The organism is Enterococcus dispar ATCC 51266, assembly GCF_000406945.1.
Taxonomy (GTDB): Bacteria; Bacillota; Bacilli; order Lactobacillales; family Enterococcaceae; genus Enterococcus_C; species Enterococcus_C dispar.
Window position 1 is genome coordinate 1,124,155 of the sequence record NZ_KE136354.1, and the last position, 17,158, is coordinate 1,141,312.

Genomic DNA, 17,158 nt, shown 5'->3' on the forward strand with positions numbered 1-17,158 from the left:
TCCTATTTTGGTGTTAATTTGATTTCTTTCAGCATTTCTAAATATCGCTTTTTCGCAACATTGTAAGCCGGCCGGATATGCGGTTGCGCCGGTACCCACTTACCGCTTTTATCCAAATGCCCTTTTTCTAGCAAGTGAGTGAGCGACTTATGTCTACCGCTGTTATAGACTGTGACGGACTTTCCACCATCAGTCAGCGTTTCCGTCCAACCGTCCGCATACTGCTCGGTATAGCCCACAGGTGCGTTCCAACTGATCTCTTTGGCGGTAAACTCGCCGATTTGTGGTAAGACTTTTCGGACTTCTGCTTGGAGATCGACCTCAAGTTTAAATATTTCTACATCTACTTTTCCCATCACCAAGCTCCCTTCGTCCAGCATTCAAACTCGTAATAGTCCGCCCAATAGTCCGTTTCCGGCTGTTTTGAGCTGTTGCCTGCAAGCGGAACGGAATTAAATGTCTCTGCCATCAACTCACTGATTGAATCGAGTTTCTTCTTGTGAAAATGAACGACTGTGACTAGAATTTTTCGCATGTGGATCTTATCATCAGCCGTTGTTTGACTACTTGGGCGATCAGGGTAGTAAATGATAAAATTCTCTGGGCTTGCGGTGTCCTGTCGGTCTTTGTAGCTAACTTCCGCTTTGAGCGGATTAGTTGCTAAAATCGTTTGCAATTCGGCTCTTGTGTAAAATTTCTTCGCCATTAGATCAACTCCCCAATCTCGATAATGGTAAAGTGATCGTCTGTGTTTTCGATTGCTTGATTGACTTTGTATTTCCGACCTTTCCAGACGACATAGTCTAATTCAGTCGTGATCAAGTGACTTCTCACAGAAAAACGTGCGGTCAGTGTCTGTTTATCTGCCAACGCACGATCTCGTCTTGATTGATAGATTGCTTGTTGCTCAGCCTTCACTTTGTTTTCGACTAACTCGTTCTCCCACACACCAGCTTCGACCTCAACGCGCCGATTGTAAGCGATCGTGATAGCAGTCCGACTAGACTTCATTCAGATCACTCCTGTCGTATTTGACTTTTAGTTGATACAGCAGATTCGTCATTTCAGAATCGATCCAATTGAGTGTTGTCTGACTGCCTTGTGTCATCAGTGTGCGGTCAAATCGTTGCAAACAATACAAATGCAGCCATGAGAGCAATACGGCATAGTCAGATTCGGCCATGAACACAAAACTTTCTTTCGTAGCATTTTCATCGATTCGAGAAACAGGTATCCCGTTATTAGCGAGATACCCGATTCCGGAATTTACATACAAAAGAAGCTGACTATCAAAGATCGTCTCTTCAACGTCAACTTCTAATAGCGTTTTCAGTTCGTCTAAAATTTTCATGTGTCACCCCTCAATCTGGGCTGATTAAGCTCCTGCACCTGTTGGAGTTGTAAATTTAACAGCCGCTTTGTAGGCTGATAAACGTCCGCCCATAACGCTAGCAAGCTCGATGTCTCGGCGGTTGATCGTCACGTCGTATTCGTCGAAACGATCCGCAGAAACTTGGTCACCAATCAGCGTATACGCGCCGCTTGCTAAACCAATGATTGGGTTCGTAGCAGTTTCCATCCAGTCGTAGCAGTAAACAGTGAATCCTTGAATACTGTTGCCAGTGTTTGAAATTGGCGCAAATGGTTGTGGATCTGTGTACTTGCCGTCAGCATCTTTAGCTAGTTTCAACTTCCGAGCGATTGCTTTAGTAGTAACTAAGACTGGCGTTCCGGAAGCTAACAGTTTATCGGTACCGGACACCAAAGCTTCTAATTGCGCATCTGTGAAGCTAGTAGCAGTTGTATCGATCTCTTGTGTATCAAACAAATCGGCTTTGGTTTCTTCGGCGATTGATTTAATTTCTGTGATCTTGTCATCATCGTCCGCTGCAAGACCGTCGCCAATGACTACTGCGCGTTCAACTGCGCGGATAAACGCTTTTGCCAATTCTTTCATTGCATAGTTAAAGTAAGTACCGTTCGTATCTTTTTTCAGATCTGCATAGTCAAACGCGTATTTGGTGTATACAGTCGCAGAGTTGATAACCAATTCTTCGAACGCGAATTCAGCATTTTTCTTGGCTTTTCCAGCAGTGTGCCCTTTACCAAAGTTTTTGATTTTTTGTAACACGAAACGTGCAGCGTAACGCGGATCTTTTGATACGTGATTCAAGATCCCATCATAATCTTCAAACGCTTCGCTGATTGCTAATAGAATTGGTTTAGGCATGATCGTCGCCAAACCTGCCGCTTGTTTTTCGACTAATTTCGCTTCCCAAGCTTTCTTAAATTCTTTAGCGCTGCCTGCGTCTGCCATCAACGTTGCGTAGTCGATAGCCGCTTGTTTCGTTTTTAAGTAATCGTTCATTTGAGTACCCTCTTTCTTTTTGTTTTGTTTGATCCCCTCAGCGACCGTTTTCAATGCCGCTTCGTCTGCGTCGATTTCTTTTTGCAGATCGCTGATATTTTTTTCAGTTTCTTCGATTTCAGATTTAGTAACAGAGAGTTTTTTCTCAAGCTCTTTTACTTCTTCCTCGCTCGCAGCATCAATTGATTTGCTGATTGATCCAAGCTGTTTCTTCTTACCCGCCAGCAATTCTTTTAGTTTTGCTAAGTTTTCCAATTTTTGAACAAAATTCATATTAGTTCCCTCCATATTTCAGTTTTAAGTTTTCTTTGCGTAGAGCGAGATTTTCCCGCTTTAATGCCTTGATTACGTCTTCGGTATCATCTTTTACACTTGTGACGACTGCTTGATCGTTTGCTGGAATCGTGACAACAGACCCCTCCAGAACCTCTGCCGACTTAATCAGCCAAGCGCCCCACGGATCAGCTTTGTCTATCGGCTCATACTCATTCGCGCGCATACCGATCGACATAGAATCCAACGCGCCGAATTTTAACAGCTCGTACACTTCTTGCGCTTTTTGGATATTTTCGGCAAGGTATGCCGTGACATACAGACCAACGGAGTTAACAGATAGCTCCATTTTCCCGATGATCGAATTGCGATCGTGATTAAACAGCATCGGCACGACAGCTTTCTTTTTCAAACTGTCGTCAAACGCACCATGTTCGATCACATCCCCAACGCGGTCAGCATTGCCAAATGTAGATAGATAGCCTTCGAATGTAAATGCTTCATCAGCTGAAGCTTTGACGACAAATTCTTTTATCCGTTCATTATTCAACTTCCTCACCCCCTCCAATTCCGATCTGCACAGCGTTTTTGTTCGTTTCAAAAATTTCGCCGCCTTCGTAAGCACCGTAGCCAAAGATTTCGCGAATTTCATTGCTGTTCATATTGCCGGAGTATTTTTGCTTGAAGGCAAACTCGTTCAAATCTTTCAAGCTCGCAATATCAAACAGATCCACATAAAACAGCAGTTTCTGTCCTTGCGTGCGGGCTGTTTTCGTAAAATATTTCCGATTGATTTCTTCTGCGATCACGCGGATGTACAGCTTCAAAACCGATTGGTAGTAGGCTCGATACTGGTCTTCATTGTAGTCACAAGTAAACAAGTCCTCATTGATACCAAACGAGTTGTAAAGCTGTTGCTTCAAAAACTCCATTTCTTCTTTCGAAGCTGTACCATACGTATTGTTTAGCTCCTGAAATTCTTCATCTTTTTGCAAATAGCCGATTTCACCGTCTGCCGCTGTTTCCATGATATTTTTAACGCGATCCTGTGCTTTTTTCTTCAACTCGCCGTCTTCGGCTTTAGTAGGTAACTTCAAGAAACCTCTCAGCGTTGACGGTTTTTCATTGACTTTGTATGAGAGCGCTCGTAGTGCGTCGTCGATCAATGTAGTAACTTGGTTTAATTGGACGCTAAGGTTCTGTTTCGGATTTTCAAAAATCCACACATTGCCGATTGGCAACACATATCTTTCCGAGTTGATATATAGCGTGACGGTTGCATTGTTGATCACTGCCGAATCGGCGATCTCTAACTCTGCCAGTTCGCCGTTTTCGTAAAAAGGTACGACTACCACGTACTGATCCTGTAGCATTTTTCTGACAACGTTCGACCAAAATACGATTGGTGTGTCTAGCTCATTCGGGCTATACGTCAAAACGTTCGAAAGGTTGGAAAATTGGAGCCATTCCATCTGATCAGGCTTATCTTTGATCCTCGTGATTTTGACGTGCTTAAACTTTGCCATCGCTACGTCTGTTGCGATTTTGTTGTAAATGTTGTCTAAATAGATCGAGTTTTTCTGCCAATAAAGCCGGCTACTACGCCGTTGATTAGAATCGGATCGACTATTCTTTTTTGACGGAAACCAACTCTTGATCCTGTCGATTAATCCCATTCCCTCACCCCTTTCTCAAGGCATAATAAAAAGCCTAGCAATCGCTAGACTTCTACTTCGCTATTTTCTTCTTCACCAACAATTTCTCTTCGCTCCGCCTCCGTCAAATAGCCGGCTTCAAAGAAAAAATCGATGTCTTCAACCGTGTAGATATTTAAATCATAAAAAAACTGAATATCTGATTTACTCGGAAACATTCTCAGAACTCCCTTCTAACGGTGTGTCGATTTTGTGGAATTCCTCTAATCTAGCAAACCGTTTTTCGTATTCTACGTTCTGTTTGATAAGTTGAGACACCATGCCTAGAATCGGTTTAAGCTGACCGTCAACGTTAGCGCCTGCATCATACCAACTACGGGTCTTGTTATCCCAAGCTAAAATAAGGTAATTAGCTGGTGGTTCGACTTCCGTTTCGTAAAGCGTGTTAATTTTGTAGTTTGCTGCTACGGTTTTCTTTTGACCCAGTGTAGCGGGGTCAATACTATAAACGTTTTTTTCTTCCATTTGAGTTCCCTCCGTTATTATGAGTGTGCTTGAATCCATTCTTTTATTTCTCCGAGATCTTTAGCGTATTGATCTTTACTAATATCAAAATCTGATTTTTTGAATGACAAAGTGTATTCCAGTGAAGCGTAGTCAATGTTAACTGTGCTCGCTGTGGTTCCATCTGATGGTTCAGCGTAGGCTAAGGCGTAGACAAAGCCATCATTTTGGATACGTATTCCGATATTGGTAGTTAACTCATTTGTTAATTGCTGAATATCACTAGCTGTGTGAGACTTAGCTGAATACCAACCATTATCGGACCATAATGCTAAAGTTAACTTATTGCCGCTCGGACTTACTCCATATCCCCATATATTAGATTTTAAACACGTAATATTAGCTTTCAAAAAAGCAATCTGCTTAACCAACGTATCAGCTCCAACAGATTCAAACAACCCAGGGCGATCACGGTTAATTTGTTCAACAAGATTAAAAGAGAATATGGCGTTAATTCTTTTTTGATCATCAGCTATTGCTATCCTCCATGCGTTACCGTCAAGAGTTGCTATATTGCTATAATTAGACTGGATTACTTCCCATCCGCTAGTATTACTTGGTGTCAAGGTAGTTGAATATTTAACTATATTACAGTTTTCTACTGTACTCCTTAACACCTTGCCTTTAAAATCAATCAAATGTCTTTTAGTAATCTGTTGACCCGTATGCCAAGAAAGCATCAAATCTTCACTATTAATCTGTGCTTTATAGCGTGTATACTCTGGTGACTCCACCCATACATAGTCTGCTGGGTCATTGCTGTCTGTCAGAGCTAGGCCGTGGTATTTTGAAAATTCATTTTCTAGTGTGCTGTCAGAAGGTGCAGAAGCCCAAGGGGTCGCTGTGCTACGTGGTTTAGTTCTACTAAAATCCACAGTCCCATCAGGGCTATTGCTCCACGCCTCGGACAGCTTCATGCCGTTTCTCAGTTCGGTGAGATTCTGATCTAGCGTCTGCATCTCCGTGTCCAACCGCTGATTCTTTTGCGATAACTCACTCGTTTTAGTGATCGCCGCGGCTGTGTCTGTTTCTAGTTTCGATACGCGACCTTCAACGTTCCCCGATCGAGTTTCTAAGCTAGTAACACTCTTTGCCAAAGATTCTGTTTTGGTTTCTAAGTTTCCTGTTTCCGTTTCGAGATCACTAGCGCGTTTATCTAGCCCGTCCAGACTCGTCTTTAAACCGCCAGTGCGCCCCTCTAAACCCGAAACATCGCTATCCAATGTTCCTACCCTGTTTTCGAGATCTGTGACATCTTGATCTAATGCCTGCATTTTCGCAGTCGAACCAGCTTCAAACGCATTCCATTCTCGCAAGAAATTTTCAGTAATCTCCGTCGCTTGTTCGGTAATTTCCCGTTTCGCCGTTTCCATGTCCTTGATGTAGACTAACTCGACTTGACCGGCAACTCTGTCGATTGCCGATACCCGTTGTTCGTATATAATGCGATTTGAGCTGTCAGCCGCGTCTTCGTTGACATAATAGATATAGACTTCAAACGCCATCAATCCGCTGTAATTTAACAGCTCATCTGGAAGAACGTATGAAAAAAGACCATTTTCTTCAATGGTCATATCATCGTTGAAAATAACCTTTCCAGTTGGCGTATAGGATATATCAACACTTTCAAAGAGAATCTCAACCCGTGAAATGGAATCTTTCGGAATAGATACTTTGTCTTTTTCGGCTTGAATTAGAAATTTCGCCGTTCGATGATCCTTGCTGAAAAATCTGACTGAACTATTGAATATCCGCTTTGTTTCAGCGGAAACATCGATGATAAATTTTGCTGATTTTTCCATAACGTCCTCCTTAATCAAAATAATATTGCAGATCATCTTTTTTCATTTCAAAAACGATATACGCATCTAATTGACTTGCAAATACGTCAATTTTATTCTTCGCTTTTTCTTTATTCGGGAAAATATTCCCGTTTCCATCGACCTTAACCACTACGTTCATGTGGTTCCATGTCGATACGGGATCATCGAAAATGATTTTTCCAACTTTTGCTTTCGATTTATAAACTTTCAAGTGATTGCTCAGATTTTTAACTGTCTGTTCTACAATCACGCAAATGTCGCCGTAGTAGTCATTAAACAGACGAACGATCTCACGCGCGTTCCATTTATCATAACCGACCGCCAAAGGCAGGATATTCCGTTCTGTCATAAATTGATGCAAATCATTAAAAATATACTCTTGATCGTTGTAGTCCAATTCATGGATTATCAAATGTCCTTGCTGTTCCCAAGCTAGGTATTTTTCACGCTGTTCGCGCGGCAAGTTTTCGATTCGATTCCGTGGCATGTATTTTCGGTTCATGAACATCCGTTTGTCGCCGTCCACAGTCATGAATGATGCGGAACAAATATCGTTCACGTCCGATAAATCAAGACCAAGGACGCAACGTGCATTTCGTTCTTCATTGCCGACAAATCGGTCTGCTTCAAATTCTTCGATATTCCCTTTACATTCCTCGTTCGTGAAGAACGACAGATAGTTATTGACGGGCAAATTAAACGTCTTAGCCATCAATTCCGCTTGTTTAGATGGATCGCCTTTCGCATCCTCAATTTCTGCCATGATCGTTTCTTTTTCAGTTGTGATCCCTAAAAGCGGCATGGCTTTCATCCACATATTGGGTTGCTGGACTTCATCGACACTATCCAATTTATAAAGCCACGGCATGATATGGTCATTCTCACGTTTACCTTCGAGGATCTCCACCCACTGAGAATAATATTTATCAAAGACACGCTCGCGCTTGGTTCCGTTAGTCGAGATATACCAAGTGATCCAATTTTTTCGTTTTTTTCTGGATCCATCATTAACTACTTTGATGAAATCTTCGTCATAGGTGTGGACCTCATCGAAAATGTTGTAATGCGAGTTCGTACCGTCCAGCGACTCATAGTCGGAAGTTTTGATACTCATCAGGGAATTTGTGGACTCATAAAGAATGCCTTGTTTAGTGGACCGCAGAATATCCGCCTCTCGCATCAAATGTAGCAAGCTATTCTCGTTGGCCAACATCGCACGACTAGCGTTGAACAGATAGCCTGCTTGTTCCCGACTATAGGCTAATAGTTGGATATCCGCACCGTATTCGCCATCAATAATTTGCCCAACCTCACCGATGGCAGAACCTAACGTTGTTTTTCCAGTCCCGCGAGGCACAATAATAGGCACCTCATTAATGAGACGCCTTTCTTCAGTCGTTTGGTATTCTTCTAATGTTTCTGGATTGGTTTTTGTTACTTCGGCATCATAGTAAAAGCCCCAGGCGACTTCAAAGCCACACCTTTTGCGGTAAGGCTAATTTCAGATTACCAGACTGCCCTTTTGTCTGGGAGCATTCACTTTCAATAAAATTGATACGTTTATCAGCTTCATTTTGCTTAAAGGTATATTCTTCCTTGAATCGTTGCACTCGGTTGATTGCTAGCCCTACTTCATAGCAAATGGGAACTTTCCCAGCTTCAATCAATTTCACGTAACGATCAAAATACTTCATTTTTTGCATAGGTGTTTTTCACCTGCCTTTTGGAGTCTCCAATTGTCAAATCCTTCAATACTTTTCCAGATCATTGGACACCTCCATATTGAGACAACTTCTCTTTGATTGCAGCTGCTAAACTATCACCGGCTGGGTTATTCAATTCGATAGTTTTTGCAAGCGACATATTGAGTTTTTGGTACTTCTCCATCATGTCGGTTTCGAGCTTAGTAGGCGTTTCGCCGCTTAAGATATCTTTGTTAATCGCTTTTGTTAAATGGTTGATTAACACTTGGTTGGAGTTATATTGGCTTTTCAGATTCTTTAGTTGAGCAGAATCGCCATCCAGAATATCGATGAAACCAGTAGAATCATTGATTTCACGCGCTTTCTTAATGACATCAGTTTTCTTTTTGCCACCATTATTCGACTTTACTTTCGCGGCTGCCATTTTTTTAAACTTTTCTACTAGCTTATCACTTACTTCTTCGCTAGTTTCTTCGAGTATACCAAGGCTTTTTCGATAGTTATAGATCGTGATTCGAGACAATCCAACGGCTTCCGGCACGTCTTTCAATTTCACCTGATTTCACCGTCCTTTCTGTAAAGTAGTTTTTAAAAATAGGAGAGAGTCGCGCGAAGGTGATGCCTCCGTTATTTCCGCACCCCTGAAAATCGTTAAATAGGGGGGAGTTAACAATCGTTTTGTGTTAATTTAACATCAAAACAGATTAACATTTCTTTCTTTGTTTGGTTCAAAGGTTTGTTCTTGATAAAACGTTTTGGTGTTATGGCATTCGATACACAGCAGTTGCAAGTTTCTTTTGTTCAATGTAATTGATTCATCCGTATAGTTATCTGGTGTGATCTCCTTGATGTGGTCACAGATACTCTTACCTTTGATTAGTCGATGACAGTGATCACACCTCATACCCTTCTCTGTTCTCACTTCTTCTCTTAGCTTCTTCCACTGCTTTGAGTTGTAAAACTTTATCTGCCACTGCCTAAACCATTCCGGATGTTTTGGATTATAGAACCTACTCATTCCTGATCACCTCGAACTGCGTGTACTTGTCTACACTATAGCTATTATCAGCCACCAGATCATTGACCTGCTTCTGTATCAGCTGCCGCTCATTGATCGATTGAGTAGTTGTCTTTAACATATCCGTTACATTCAACCGACAGTCAAACGGCACCAATGCTTCATAGACCACACCAAACTTAATCAGCGTTACGTTTGCGCTTTGCCTTGTTACACGCAAGGTATGATTGACATATTCGGCAATCAACACCACACAATCAACTATGATGTCGTCATACGTCAGCCCGCGTTTTAATCTGCCAACGATAGCACTAGCTTCAGTATAGTCACCGACTATCCCAACCAGCCGACCATTGATCCGATGTACTTTCTTTAATCCGTGATTGACAGCTACCATATTCGGATCTGTGCCTTGACTGTCTGACATCATAGTTGCCATGTTGTTATCCGCTATCAAGGATATAAAGCTCATAGTATACACGACCTTTCCAGACAAATTAAAAAGACCACTCACGATGAGCGATCTCAGTTAATATCTAATTCAAACCAGCAAGCCAGACACGCTTGTTTAATTTTCAGAAAGGAGAAATCTGTCATGTCATGGTTGGTTGTCTGCTTGCTGGTTTAATCTACTTTATCATTCTAACATGGCAACTGTTGCACGATGGTGCGCGTTTTGTGCAGGTTTTGTGCAAGCTACTTAATATCCAAAGCTCCGACACCATATAAGATCGGAGACAATTCGTTGATTGCTTCCTTCGTCTTTCGATTGACGGTAGTACGATCGATTCCGAATCTGCTAGCGATCAGCTCGTCACTCATACTACGCTTTGCCAAATACTTGAGATCAATAATACTATAATTGATACTTCCGTTGTCAGCACACTCCTGTTTATACTCAGCTAAAGCCTTATCAACGTTTCGCATGATCTTGACTGTTTTCGCTTTATTTTGCATGAGAGAGCTGAGAGTGAGATAGCGATGATCCCAGAATGTTTCTTTGTCTTCTTCGAGTTGTTCTTCCACATTCTTTACATGAGCGCTGAGCTTTCTATAATTGCTTAGTAATAAACGCGTATTGTGGAACGTATACTCTCGCATTTTCTTAAACTCGTTCCGCTGTATGCTTGCGAGTCTTGAACACACGCGATCTGCCAAACGATCTAGGTCTTCATCTGTTAGTTTCATATACTGTATTTCTTCCATACTCGTCCTCCCACTTCCTGCGAATACGACCCATTAATTCATTCATCGATTTATAGGCTATAATTAACTTCCGCTGTTTCCGATGGATATATTGCGCTTGTAGCCTGGCTATGCGTCTGTGTCGGTTGTTCATTTTCTTCCTCCTAAATAAACATCATTGCGATCGACCCAATTCCCCAAAATAGCTCTATCGTTTTCCATTCATCATTCAATAGTTTTGTTCCCCCATTCCGCAAACGCAGCGAGGACTTGGAATTGTTGCGCCATAGTTAGTCTCATTCGCACAAACATTTCGTGAATATTTATTGTGGAGTATACCGTTCCAAACGGACTTGACCATTTTGTCCGTTTATATTCTTCCTTCAACCACTCCAACACGACCTGCTGATCGTCGGTGAGCTTTGCTTCGTACGGATCAAATCCATTGAAATTAATATGTCCTGATCCAGCTTTTTGGACAAATTCATAAGTTCCGATTTTCCTGCCATTTAGGAATACGGTATTTTTTTTAATCATTCCGCTACCTCCTCAATAAATAAGTAATCTTACCGTTTTGCCAGAATTATTCCGCCACAGTGAATTAGAAACGCCATTCGTGTAGCACTCCATATATTTAACTAACTGCCAACCTCTTAGCCTAATATCTGATTCCCAATAGACTTTCTGACCTAAGAATGTTTTGGGTTTCATTCCGCTACCTCCAATTTTCGTCCGCACCACGGACAATTGCGGATGATGTACTCGCTAGTGTATTCGTGATACATTCCTCCACCGTACTCTTGATACCGTTGCTTTATTACCAAAATATTTTCTTTTACCAAAAGGCGATTTCCGGCAGTATCTTCTAAATAAAAGGTTCCATCTGTTTCACATAACGGACATTTATTCATTCCGCTACCTCCACTTCCTCTATTCGGTATTCTGCTCCATACGGGTTGAACCGAACAGAGTCTCCAGATACGAGTTGTTTCAGCAGTTCCTGTTTGTCATACCCCTCATCTACGTATTCGCACCACCAAGCGTTTAATTGACGAATTGTAGGTTTCTCCTTGTATAACCTAACCAGATTATTTTCGGGTTGGTTATATTCATTTTCGATTGAGAAAATCGCCCAAACTTTCATACTTCCTCCACACTCCCCTCAACCAAGATGGCTACTGCTTCTGCTTTGGATTTTTCGGTGAATACCAGACAACAACTTTTAGATGATGAAACCCATTCAAATCCTTCCTCATTACATCCTTCTTCAAAATCCATAAAGTAGCCAGTAGCCATTTTAACCACCCACCGCTTCGGCTTGGCGGTGTAGCCGTCTAAAATAGCACGGCTGGCTAGTTCTCGATTGCTGTTAATCCAACCTGTGTAGATGACGGAGTTCTTCGCTGTTCCACCAAAAATTCCGCCATCAAAATTTTCAAGAACATGACCATCACCGCACTGATTAATCAGCACCAGCGCTTTTGATTCGTGATATGAACAATCTACGATCAGTTTCTTGTACCATTGGTCAAACCAATCAGGCACTTCCACCTTCTCGGCTTGCGGTTCGGTGAGGGAGATTTCTTCATCCCCATCTAAATATATGGACGTCTTGGTGTTCTCCGAATTAATCGCAGTAACTTTTGACTTTACCCACACTGTATCTCCGACTTCTAATTGGTCGATTGCTTCGCTTACTTTCATTGTTGTTCCTCCTCGCTGATTATCCGACCTTTTTCTTCTTCTAAATTTTTAAGAGTTGCTTTCAAATCATCAATCCGCCGGTCTAACGATTCAATTTGCCGTTCTTTTGCTGGCATAGCACCTTTTTTAACAAGGTACATTGGATATCTTCTGCCACCAGAATCACAGGCTTCACAAAAACGATCACTGTCTGCATAAATTTCGTATCTGGTTCCCACGCTCTATATTTCGGTATCATCACTCAATCTCCCTAATCCTTCCATCGATCAATTTCAACCACAGATATATTTTTAGTAGGTTGCGAATTTAAAGCTCGAATGTACACTTCTCCGACTTCTAAACGTCTGGCAATCTCAGGTATAGAGCCTTCAATTCTGCGGTTGCCTTTTTGATAGCGATATTTCTTGTTTCTACGCTCATATTTATAGCCTTGTATTATTCCATTATTTTTTCGTACTTCTTTATTAAAAACACTGGCACTTTTATTCAAAAACATAGCTGCCGCAATCATTGATTCAAAGAATTGTTCTTCTCCTGTATCGATATCTGTTAGACGTACAGACATATCTTTTGTCTTTTTAGTTTTAGGCTTATTCTGTTTCATTTCTAACTGTTTCAAACGGCTAAATTCTTTAAATAACGCAGATAGCTTGTTTTTCTTGTCATTTTCTGGCAAGTCACTATCAAGCGTCATGCACTGTTGAATTATTATTTGGCGCTTCTGTTCTTTAATCGTCATATTTATTCACCTCAAAACGGCAAATCGTCATCATTAATATCGATTGTCGTAGCTTCAAAGTCATTTATCGGGTTCACGCCTAAATTCGTCTGTGTGGCGTTTTGCTTGTTTGGAGTGTAATTGTTCGTTTGAGTGTTCGAAACGTTTGTAGCACTCGTATTTTGGCTAGAATTATTATTTTTGCTTTCTAGCAGTTGGAAATTTTCAACTACTACTTCTGTCACGTACACTCGCTGTCCTTGTTGATTTTCATAATTTCGTGTTTGGATACGGCCAGTAACACCTAGCAGAGTGCCTTTACGGGCATAATTTGCTAAGGTTTCAGCTGGTTTACGCCAGATTACGCAATTGATAAAATCTGCTTCACGCTCACCATTAGCATTTTTAAAACTGCGATTCACCGCTAAAGTAAAGCTTGCTGCTGCCGTTCCATTGCTTGTATATCTCAAATCCGGCTCTTTCGTGAGTCTTCCAACTAGCGTGACATTGTTTATCATTTTTCTTCCTCCTCGTTATCTGTGAAGAATTCATTCATCATTTTTTCTATTTCCGCTTTTCGAGATGGACTACTTGCGGTCGTTTGCGCGTCCCAATTCGGCATTTCCTCACGTTTGACTGGTTGTCCATAGGCTTGCTGCGGCTTAGGCTGCGCCTTATCTTTTCTCGCCCAATTTCTAATTGTTGCAAGATGATTTTTATAGGTCTTGCCAGTTGATGCGATATAACTCGACAGTCGTTCAATACGGTCTTGCCAGTCGCTTGGGAACTCAGTTTGCAGTTTCTCCATGTCTTGATCTGTTAAAAGGACATTTTTATATTCGCCATATTTGTGACGAACAGGTTTAGCTTTCGGAGGTTCCTCCGAAGGCGTAATATCTTTTCTATCTCTATCCTTACCTAACCTATCCTTACCTAACCTAACCTGTGTATCCATTTGGTATGTCAGTTGGTTGTCGTTTGGTATACCAACACCATCTAGAGAGTATGATTTGTTATCTTTTTCGCTTAACAGCGCCTTTTCGTCTTGATACATCGTAGGTTTAAATCTGTCATTGCGAATATAGTTATGAATTTTCCAGTGCTTTATTACAATCACGCCACTCTCAAAAGCTAAAATAAAATTTTTTGCCATCAAAATTCTTAAATCGTCATCTGACGAACCAATCATGCGCTGTATTTTTCTGGGATTGTTAATAAACCCTTCATCATCCGCTCTCATGGAAAGATGAAAGTATAAAGCCTGCGAAGATAGCGGCATATCCAGAAAAGCATCACTGTCTATTATTGTTTTCGCGAACATTCTACGCTCCGCCACACTATCCCTCCTCTCCTTCGACGGTCATGGTATAGGTGATATCCGTCTTAACAGATTCATCGTTTTTTAAAGTTTGTTTCGTTGATTTCTCGATCTCAATATGGCTGTTTTCGGAGTTTAATGCCATGAAAGCAAACGTTATAATCTCTAAAAATAGTTGTTGATTTTTGGGTAGTTTTCTTCGCATTTCTAACCACTTGATAGACACATCAACTGCTTTTTTTCTGGGCTCCAAACTATTCCCTCCTAAATTCCTAATCGCTTAATTGTTTCTTTATTCAATTTTGTAGGAATGATTTGATATTTGTTCAAAAAATTTTGCGTTCCTATTCGATGTTCTTCTTGGTGATGCTCCCGACAACCTGCATAAAAATAGTGTTTGGTATGGTCTATCTTTTTTCTGCTACGTCCCATTCCAACCGTATCTATATGACATATATCAGCGCGTTTACCGCAAATGCAGCATTTTCGACTAACTAAACATTTGTAAAAGTAATATTCGGCATTTGCAGGCAAAATCTCATATCCTTTTTTAAACGGAATATCCCACTCGAAAATAAAATCTAAAATGATATCAGCCAAAAGCGTTGCATTTGTAACTGTATTAAGCGACGCATCAGACAAGCTTATTTTCGATCCCGTTAGTGCTTCGTAGACGTGATAAAAGTAATCTTTAAGGCTTTCTATTGGTTCTCCTGTGAAAGCGTAAATATCGCCTAATAATGCGTAAATAAATCGTCGTTGTTCTGCGGTAAATCTACGCGGGTCTGTGAATCGAAATTCAATCTCACGATCACCGTCATAATCAAAGTACATCGTCTTCAAACGCTCTAGATTTAGCTCTTCGTTTATATCAACAATCAAACGCTGATGATCTAATTTTTTGACGATAGCTGAATAGTTATCGTTAAACATCTACATCACTTCTTACTTTTTTTCTTCTTTTCATATCCGTTAACCCAACCGGTCAATGTATTCATCACTAGACCAAAGTCATACCCGCTAAATTCTTCGGGATTTTTTTTGGGATTAATGTTATTTGTCATTTTTGCCTGTTCTAAGAAAGCATCTTTCGGCTGTTCAGTCATTTCTGTTAGTTTTTGAAGTTGAATATATATAGCTTCGACTTGTTCTGGTGCTACTGGGATACGTTTTAATATTTCTTTTTGAAAAACATCTGGATCAACGTCATCTGCTGGAATATTAAATTCCTTCATGAAGAACGTTTTTTCAGCGTAGGTTAATGCCTGACCGTAGGCATAAGAAGAATTTTCATCATCAGCAATTGCCGAAAACGTTACTTCTTCTCTTTCTTTTGGATTATCACCATTAATCCATGTGTATTTCATATCTAATGTGACCAAGTAACTAAAAACATCTTTTTTTGTTTTTTCATTTACTCCAATCTTTTGACGTTCAATTTCTTTGTTCAACACTTCAGTTTTTAGGTAGATATTTAAACTATTCATGTGTGTATTGAATTCCGTTAAAACTGTTTCTGAGCTGATAACGGAAAATTTCATATATTGTTTCTGCTCTTTTTTGATATATGGAACTTTTTTTCTTAGCTCTATTAATTTACTAATTAGAGTACGCATCTCGCTCATGCTTCCTTTACCTCCAAATCAAATACTGTTAAAACACCTTGTGCTTCAATCTCATCAAGTAAGACCTCTGTTAGTATTTCTTCTGTCTGTCCGTTTTTCAAAAGTTCATTTAGGAAAATCCATTTTTCTGCTAAAGTTAGCTCTTTGACATAATCCGTAGCGTATCTCATTTCATTTGTCGTTTTTAAAGGAAGTCCGTTATCAGATAGATACTCCTCTTCTGCAAATATGTCTTCACCGTATATATCAGTGAGGACTACTTTTTCTTCTTCCGGTTCTGTAGGTATTCCAAATTCGTTGTATTTCATGTTATAATCTCCTTGAAAGAACCTTTAATTTGCGACTCATTGCTTCCCGGCGGAGTCGCTTTTTTCATGCGCTCGATATTTTGACGCGTTTTAATCGTTAAGTAGTTTGCTCGCCACCATCGATCTGCGATAATTTTTCCGATTTTTAAAGCTTCGGCTCTATTCATTATCTTCACCTAGTTCTAAACTCATTTGACGTACAACGGTTTTAGTGGCTGTTGATGGTTCCCAGTCGGTGATATAGTCTAATACTGTTTGAAAATGTTTTTGTCTTAGTTGTGTTCGAGTGCTAACCCCAGTAATCTTTTTGACGCCACTATTAATGTCTCTATGAAGCTCCCCACGTTGTTTGTTAGTTAATTTTCCGAAACTACGTCCAACTTCTGCGACACGTTGATTAATCCGACGGGTAACATATCCGTAGTCTCCAGCACTCAAAACGATATTTTCTTCTAAATCTGTTACTCGTTCTTCGACTTTTTCTACTTTTTCACTGGTGTTTTCTTGATATTGAAACATTAAGCGCAATGCTTCTTGCGGCGATTGTGGAATTTTCAACGATTGCTCTTTGATAGCCGTTTCCATTTCGTTAAATCGCTCGATATATGCTAAAGCAAATTGCGTACCTTTTGCGCCGGTCATTCGCGTTGAATATAACTCGCAACCTTTTTTAGTTAGCGAATAACATAATCGTTCTTCATTTTTAGCATCCTGATACGTTGATTCAATAAAGTAATTAACCACCACATTTTTGTGGTCGTCTAAATGTTCAATTATTTTTTGGATATCTCGCAAAACTTGGTCGTGCCGTCGCTCAACCATTTCTGCTACTTCTAAACTTGTAATTGTTTTTTCTAGTACTTTCATTTTTCGTCCTCCTTGTTTGGTATAATGTG

30 protein-coding genes are annotated in these 17,158 nt (G+C 40.5%); all 30 read right to left on the bottom strand.

Going from position 1 to position 17,158, the window contains the following annotated elements:
- Positions 1-2 precede the first annotated feature (2 nt).
- The 30 genes from RK01_RS05470 to RK01_RS05600 all read right to left on the bottom strand — a co-directional run bounded on the left by RK01_RS05470 (position 3) and on the right by RK01_RS05600 (position 17,129).
- The gene (locus tag RK01_RS05470) at positions 3-356 is read right to left on the bottom strand and encodes an HK97 gp10 family phage protein (RefSeq protein ID WP_016172286.1); all 354 of its coding nucleotides are present in this window, start codon (positions 354-356) and stop codon (positions 3-5) included.
- Positions 356-706 (bottom strand): hypothetical protein, encoded by a 351-nt coding sequence (locus RK01_RS05475; protein WP_016172287.1) that lies wholly within the window; start codon positions 704-706, stop codon positions 356-358. Before RK01_RS05475 ends, RK01_RS05470 begins: the two co-directional genes overlap by 1 nt.
- Entirely contained in the window at positions 706-1,011 is a 306-nt protein-coding gene (locus RK01_RS05480) for a DUF7253 family protein (RefSeq protein WP_016172288.1), read from the bottom strand. The genes RK01_RS05475 and RK01_RS05480 overlap by 1 nt, the downstream gene beginning before the upstream one ends.
- Positions 1,001-1,351, bottom strand: a complete 351-nt coding sequence (locus RK01_RS05485) for a phage head-tail connector protein (RefSeq protein ID WP_016172289.1) — start codon at positions 1,349-1,351, stop codon at positions 1,001-1,003. Before RK01_RS05485 ends, RK01_RS05480 begins: the two co-directional genes overlap by 11 nt.
- 24 nt (positions 1,352-1,375) lie before the next feature.
- A complete protein-coding gene (locus tag RK01_RS05490; protein ID WP_016172290.1) occupies positions 1,376-2,641 on the bottom strand; it encodes a phage major capsid protein in 1,266 nt (421 codons plus the stop codon).
- A 1-nt stretch (position 2,642) separates the two neighbouring features.
- Positions 2,643-3,191, bottom strand: coding sequence for an HK97 family phage prohead protease (locus tag RK01_RS05495; RefSeq protein WP_016172291.1), 549 nt, complete (start codon positions 3,189-3,191; stop codon positions 2,643-2,645).
- On the bottom strand, positions 3,184-4,317 hold the full coding sequence (locus RK01_RS05500) for a phage portal protein (protein ID WP_071859384.1): 1,134 nt from the start codon (positions 4,315-4,317) through the stop codon (positions 3,184-3,186). Before RK01_RS05500 ends, RK01_RS05495 begins: the two co-directional genes overlap by 8 nt.
- Positions 4,318-4,361: 44 nt before the next feature.
- Entirely contained in the window at positions 4,362-4,514 is a 153-nt protein-coding gene (locus RK01_RS13480) for an XkdX family protein (protein ID WP_016172293.1), read from the bottom strand.
- Positions 4,501-4,821 (bottom strand): hypothetical protein, encoded by a 321-nt coding sequence (locus RK01_RS05505; protein WP_016172294.1) that lies wholly within the window; start codon positions 4,819-4,821, stop codon positions 4,501-4,503. Before RK01_RS05505 ends, RK01_RS13480 begins: the two co-directional genes overlap by 14 nt.
- Positions 4,822-4,838: 17 nt before the next feature.
- The gene (locus RK01_RS05510; protein WP_016172295.1) at positions 4,839-6,662 is read right to left on the bottom strand and encodes a BppU family phage baseplate upper protein; all 1,824 of its coding nucleotides are present in this window, start codon (positions 6,660-6,662) and stop codon (positions 4,839-4,841) included.
- Between the two features lie 10 nt (positions 6,663-6,672).
- A complete protein-coding gene (locus RK01_RS05515; protein WP_016172296.1) occupies positions 6,673-8,040 on the bottom strand; it encodes a terminase TerL endonuclease subunit in 1,368 nt (455 codons plus the stop codon).
- 112 nt (positions 8,041-8,152) lie between these two features.
- On the bottom strand, positions 8,153-8,386 hold the full coding sequence (locus tag RK01_RS13910; RefSeq protein ID WP_016172297.1) for a hypothetical protein: 234 nt from the start codon (positions 8,384-8,386) through the stop codon (positions 8,153-8,155).
- 61 nt (positions 8,387-8,447) lie between these two features.
- A complete protein-coding gene (locus RK01_RS05525) occupies positions 8,448-8,942 on the bottom strand; it encodes a hypothetical protein (RefSeq protein ID WP_016172298.1) in 495 nt (164 codons plus the stop codon).
- 138 nt (positions 8,943-9,080) lie between these two features.
- Entirely contained in the window at positions 9,081-9,404 is a 324-nt protein-coding gene (locus RK01_RS14045) for an HNH endonuclease (protein WP_034864481.1), read from the bottom strand.
- Positions 9,397-9,843 carry a hypothetical protein gene (locus RK01_RS05535; protein WP_016172299.1) on the bottom strand — a complete coding sequence of 149 codons (447 nt, stop codon included), beginning with the start codon at positions 9,841-9,843 and terminating at the stop codon, positions 9,397-9,399. Before RK01_RS05535 ends, RK01_RS14045 begins: the two co-directional genes overlap by 8 nt.
- A gap of 257 nt (positions 9,844-10,100) precedes the next feature.
- Positions 10,101-10,610: a hypothetical protein gene (locus tag RK01_RS05540; RefSeq protein WP_016172300.1), complete on the bottom strand. Its 510-nt coding sequence runs from the start codon at positions 10,608-10,610 to the stop codon at positions 10,101-10,103.
- A gap of 204 nt (positions 10,611-10,814) precedes the next feature.
- Complete coding sequence (locus RK01_RS05545; RefSeq protein ID WP_016172302.1) at positions 10,815-11,126, bottom strand: hypothetical protein; 312 nt, start codon at positions 11,124-11,126, stop codon at positions 10,815-10,817.
- Positions 11,127-11,296: 170 nt separating this feature from the next.
- On the bottom strand, positions 11,297-11,500 hold the full coding sequence (locus RK01_RS05550; RefSeq protein ID WP_016172304.1) for a DUF6980 family protein: 204 nt from the start codon (positions 11,498-11,500) through the stop codon (positions 11,297-11,299).
- Entirely contained in the window at positions 11,497-11,733 is a 237-nt protein-coding gene (locus RK01_RS05555) for a hypothetical protein (RefSeq protein ID WP_016172305.1), read from the bottom strand. Before RK01_RS05555 ends, RK01_RS05550 begins: the two co-directional genes overlap by 4 nt.
- On the bottom strand, positions 11,730-12,293 hold the full coding sequence (locus tag RK01_RS05560; RefSeq protein ID WP_016172306.1) for a hypothetical protein: 564 nt from the start codon (positions 12,291-12,293) through the stop codon (positions 11,730-11,732). The genes RK01_RS05555 and RK01_RS05560 overlap by 4 nt, the downstream gene beginning before the upstream one ends.
- Entirely contained in the window at positions 12,290-12,511 is a 222-nt protein-coding gene (locus RK01_RS13705) for a hypothetical protein (RefSeq protein ID WP_034864478.1), read from the bottom strand. The genes RK01_RS05560 and RK01_RS13705 overlap by 4 nt, the downstream gene beginning before the upstream one ends.
- 32 nt (positions 12,512-12,543) lie before the next feature.
- Complete coding sequence (locus RK01_RS05565; RefSeq protein ID WP_016172308.1) at positions 12,544-13,032, bottom strand: hypothetical protein; 489 nt, start codon at positions 13,030-13,032, stop codon at positions 12,544-12,546.
- An 11-nt stretch (positions 13,033-13,043) separates the two neighbouring features.
- Positions 13,044-13,529: a single-stranded DNA-binding protein gene (gene ssb / locus RK01_RS05570; protein WP_016172309.1), complete on the bottom strand. Its 486-nt coding sequence runs from the start codon at positions 13,527-13,529 to the stop codon at positions 13,044-13,046.
- Entirely contained in the window at positions 13,526-14,347 is an 822-nt protein-coding gene (locus tag RK01_RS05575; protein ID WP_034864476.1) for a hypothetical protein, read from the bottom strand. The genes ssb and RK01_RS05575 overlap by 4 nt, the downstream gene beginning before the upstream one ends.
- A gap of 1 nt (position 14,348) precedes the next feature.
- Positions 14,349-14,582 carry a hypothetical protein gene (locus RK01_RS05580; protein WP_016172311.1) on the bottom strand — a complete coding sequence of 78 codons (234 nt, stop codon included), beginning with the start codon at positions 14,580-14,582 and terminating at the stop codon, positions 14,349-14,351.
- 11 nt (positions 14,583-14,593) lie between these two features.
- A complete protein-coding gene (locus RK01_RS05585; protein WP_016172312.1) occupies positions 14,594-15,262 on the bottom strand; it encodes a putative HNHc nuclease in 669 nt (222 codons plus the stop codon).
- A gap of 5 nt (positions 15,263-15,267) precedes the next feature.
- Positions 15,268-15,954 carry an ERF family protein gene (locus RK01_RS05590; RefSeq protein WP_016172313.1) on the bottom strand — a complete coding sequence of 229 codons (687 nt, stop codon included), beginning with the start codon at positions 15,952-15,954 and terminating at the stop codon, positions 15,268-15,270.
- Complete coding sequence (locus tag RK01_RS05595; RefSeq protein WP_016172314.1) at positions 15,951-16,262, bottom strand: hypothetical protein; 312 nt, start codon at positions 16,260-16,262, stop codon at positions 15,951-15,953. The genes RK01_RS05590 and RK01_RS05595 overlap by 4 nt, the downstream gene beginning before the upstream one ends.
- Positions 16,259-16,429: a hypothetical protein gene (locus tag RK01_RS13710; protein ID WP_016172315.1), complete on the bottom strand. Its 171-nt coding sequence runs from the start codon at positions 16,427-16,429 to the stop codon at positions 16,259-16,261. Before RK01_RS13710 ends, RK01_RS05595 begins: the two co-directional genes overlap by 4 nt.
- Positions 16,422-17,129 (bottom strand): Rha family transcriptional regulator, encoded by a 708-nt coding sequence (locus tag RK01_RS05600; protein WP_016172316.1) that lies wholly within the window; start codon positions 17,127-17,129, stop codon positions 16,422-16,424. The genes RK01_RS13710 and RK01_RS05600 overlap by 8 nt, the downstream gene beginning before the upstream one ends.
- Between the last annotated feature and the right edge of the window lie 29 nt (positions 17,130-17,158).

What these genes read in the sequence shown, in the direction of transcription:
- RK01_RS05485 (WP_016172289.1), bottom strand. Translation starts at nt 1,351, where the DNA reads ATGAAAATTTTAGACGAACTGAAAACGCTATTAGAAGTTGACGTTGAA.
- RK01_RS05510 (WP_016172295.1), bottom strand. Translation starts at nt 6,662, where the DNA reads ATGGAAAAATCAGCAAAATTTATCATCGATGTTTCCGCTGAAACAAAG.
- RK01_RS13710 (WP_016172315.1), bottom strand. Translation starts at nt 16,429, where the DNA reads ATGAATAGAGCCGAAGCTTTAAAAATCGGAAAAATTATCGCAGATCGA.
- RK01_RS05590 (WP_016172313.1), bottom strand. Translation starts at nt 15,954, where the DNA reads ATGAGCGAGATGCGTACTCTAATTAGTAAATTAATAGAGCTAAGAAAA.
- RK01_RS05555 (WP_016172305.1), bottom strand. Translation starts at nt 11,733, where the DNA reads ATGAAAGTTTGGGCGATTTTCTCAATCGAAAATGAATATAACCAACCC.
- RK01_RS05475 (WP_016172287.1), bottom strand. Translation starts at nt 706, where the DNA reads ATGGCGAAGAAATTTTACACAAGAGCCGAATTGCAAACGATTTTAGCA.
- ssb (WP_016172309.1), bottom strand. Translation starts at nt 13,529, where the DNA reads ATGATAAACAATGTCACGCTAGTTGGAAGACTCACGAAAGAGCCGGAT.
- RK01_RS13480 (WP_016172293.1), bottom strand. Translation starts at nt 4,514, where the DNA reads ATGTTTCCGAGTAAATCAGATATTCAGTTTTTTTATGATTTAAATATC.
- RK01_RS05600 (WP_016172316.1), bottom strand. Translation starts at nt 17,129, where the DNA reads ATGAAAGTACTAGAAAAAACAATTACAAGTTTAGAAGTAGCAGAAATG.
- RK01_RS05585 (WP_016172312.1), bottom strand. Translation starts at nt 15,262, where the DNA reads ATGTTTAACGATAACTATTCAGCTATCGTCAAAAAATTAGATCATCAG.
- RK01_RS05545 (WP_016172302.1), bottom strand. Translation starts at nt 11,126, where the DNA reads ATGATTAAAAAAAATACCGTATTCCTAAATGGCAGGAAAATCGGAACT.
- RK01_RS05540 (WP_016172300.1), bottom strand. Translation starts at nt 10,610, where the DNA reads ATGGAAGAAATACAGTATATGAAACTAACAGATGAAGACCTAGATCGT.
- RK01_RS05505 (WP_016172294.1), bottom strand. Translation starts at nt 4,821, where the DNA reads ATGGAAGAAAAAAACGTTTATAGTATTGACCCCGCTACACTGGGTCAA.
- RK01_RS13910 (WP_016172297.1), bottom strand. Translation starts at nt 8,386, where the DNA reads ATGCAAAAAATGAAGTATTTTGATCGTTACGTGAAATTGATTGAAGCT.
- RK01_RS05550 (WP_016172304.1), bottom strand. Translation starts at nt 11,500, where the DNA reads ATGAATAAATGTCCGTTATGTGAAACAGATGGAACCTTTTATTTAGAA.
- RK01_RS14045 (WP_034864481.1), bottom strand. Translation starts at nt 9,404, where the DNA reads ATGAGTAGGTTCTATAATCCAAAACATCCGGAATGGTTTAGGCAGTGG.
- RK01_RS05560 (WP_016172306.1), bottom strand. Translation starts at nt 12,293, where the DNA reads ATGAAAGTAAGCGAAGCAATCGACCAATTAGAAGTCGGAGATACAGTG.
- RK01_RS05480 (WP_016172288.1), bottom strand. Translation starts at nt 1,011, where the DNA reads ATGAAGTCTAGTCGGACTGCTATCACGATCGCTTACAATCGGCGCGTT.
- RK01_RS05500 (WP_071859384.1), bottom strand. Translation starts at nt 4,317, where the DNA reads ATGGGATTAATCGACAGGATCAAGAGTTGGTTTCCGTCAAAAAAGAAT.
- RK01_RS05470 (WP_016172286.1), bottom strand. Translation starts at nt 356, where the DNA reads ATGGGAAAAGTAGATGTAGAAATATTTAAACTTGAGGTCGATCTCCAA.
- RK01_RS05490 (WP_016172290.1), bottom strand. Translation starts at nt 2,641, where the DNA reads ATGAATTTTGTTCAAAAATTGGAAAACTTAGCAAAACTAAAAGAATTG.
- RK01_RS05535 (WP_016172299.1), bottom strand. Translation starts at nt 9,843, where the DNA reads ATGGCAACTATGATGTCAGACAGTCAAGGCACAGATCCGAATATGGTA.
- RK01_RS05565 (WP_016172308.1), bottom strand. Translation starts at nt 13,032, where the DNA reads ATGACGATTAAAGAACAGAAGCGCCAAATAATAATTCAACAGTGCATG.
- RK01_RS05595 (WP_016172314.1), bottom strand. Translation starts at nt 16,262, where the DNA reads ATGAAATACAACGAATTTGGAATACCTACAGAACCGGAAGAAGAAAAA.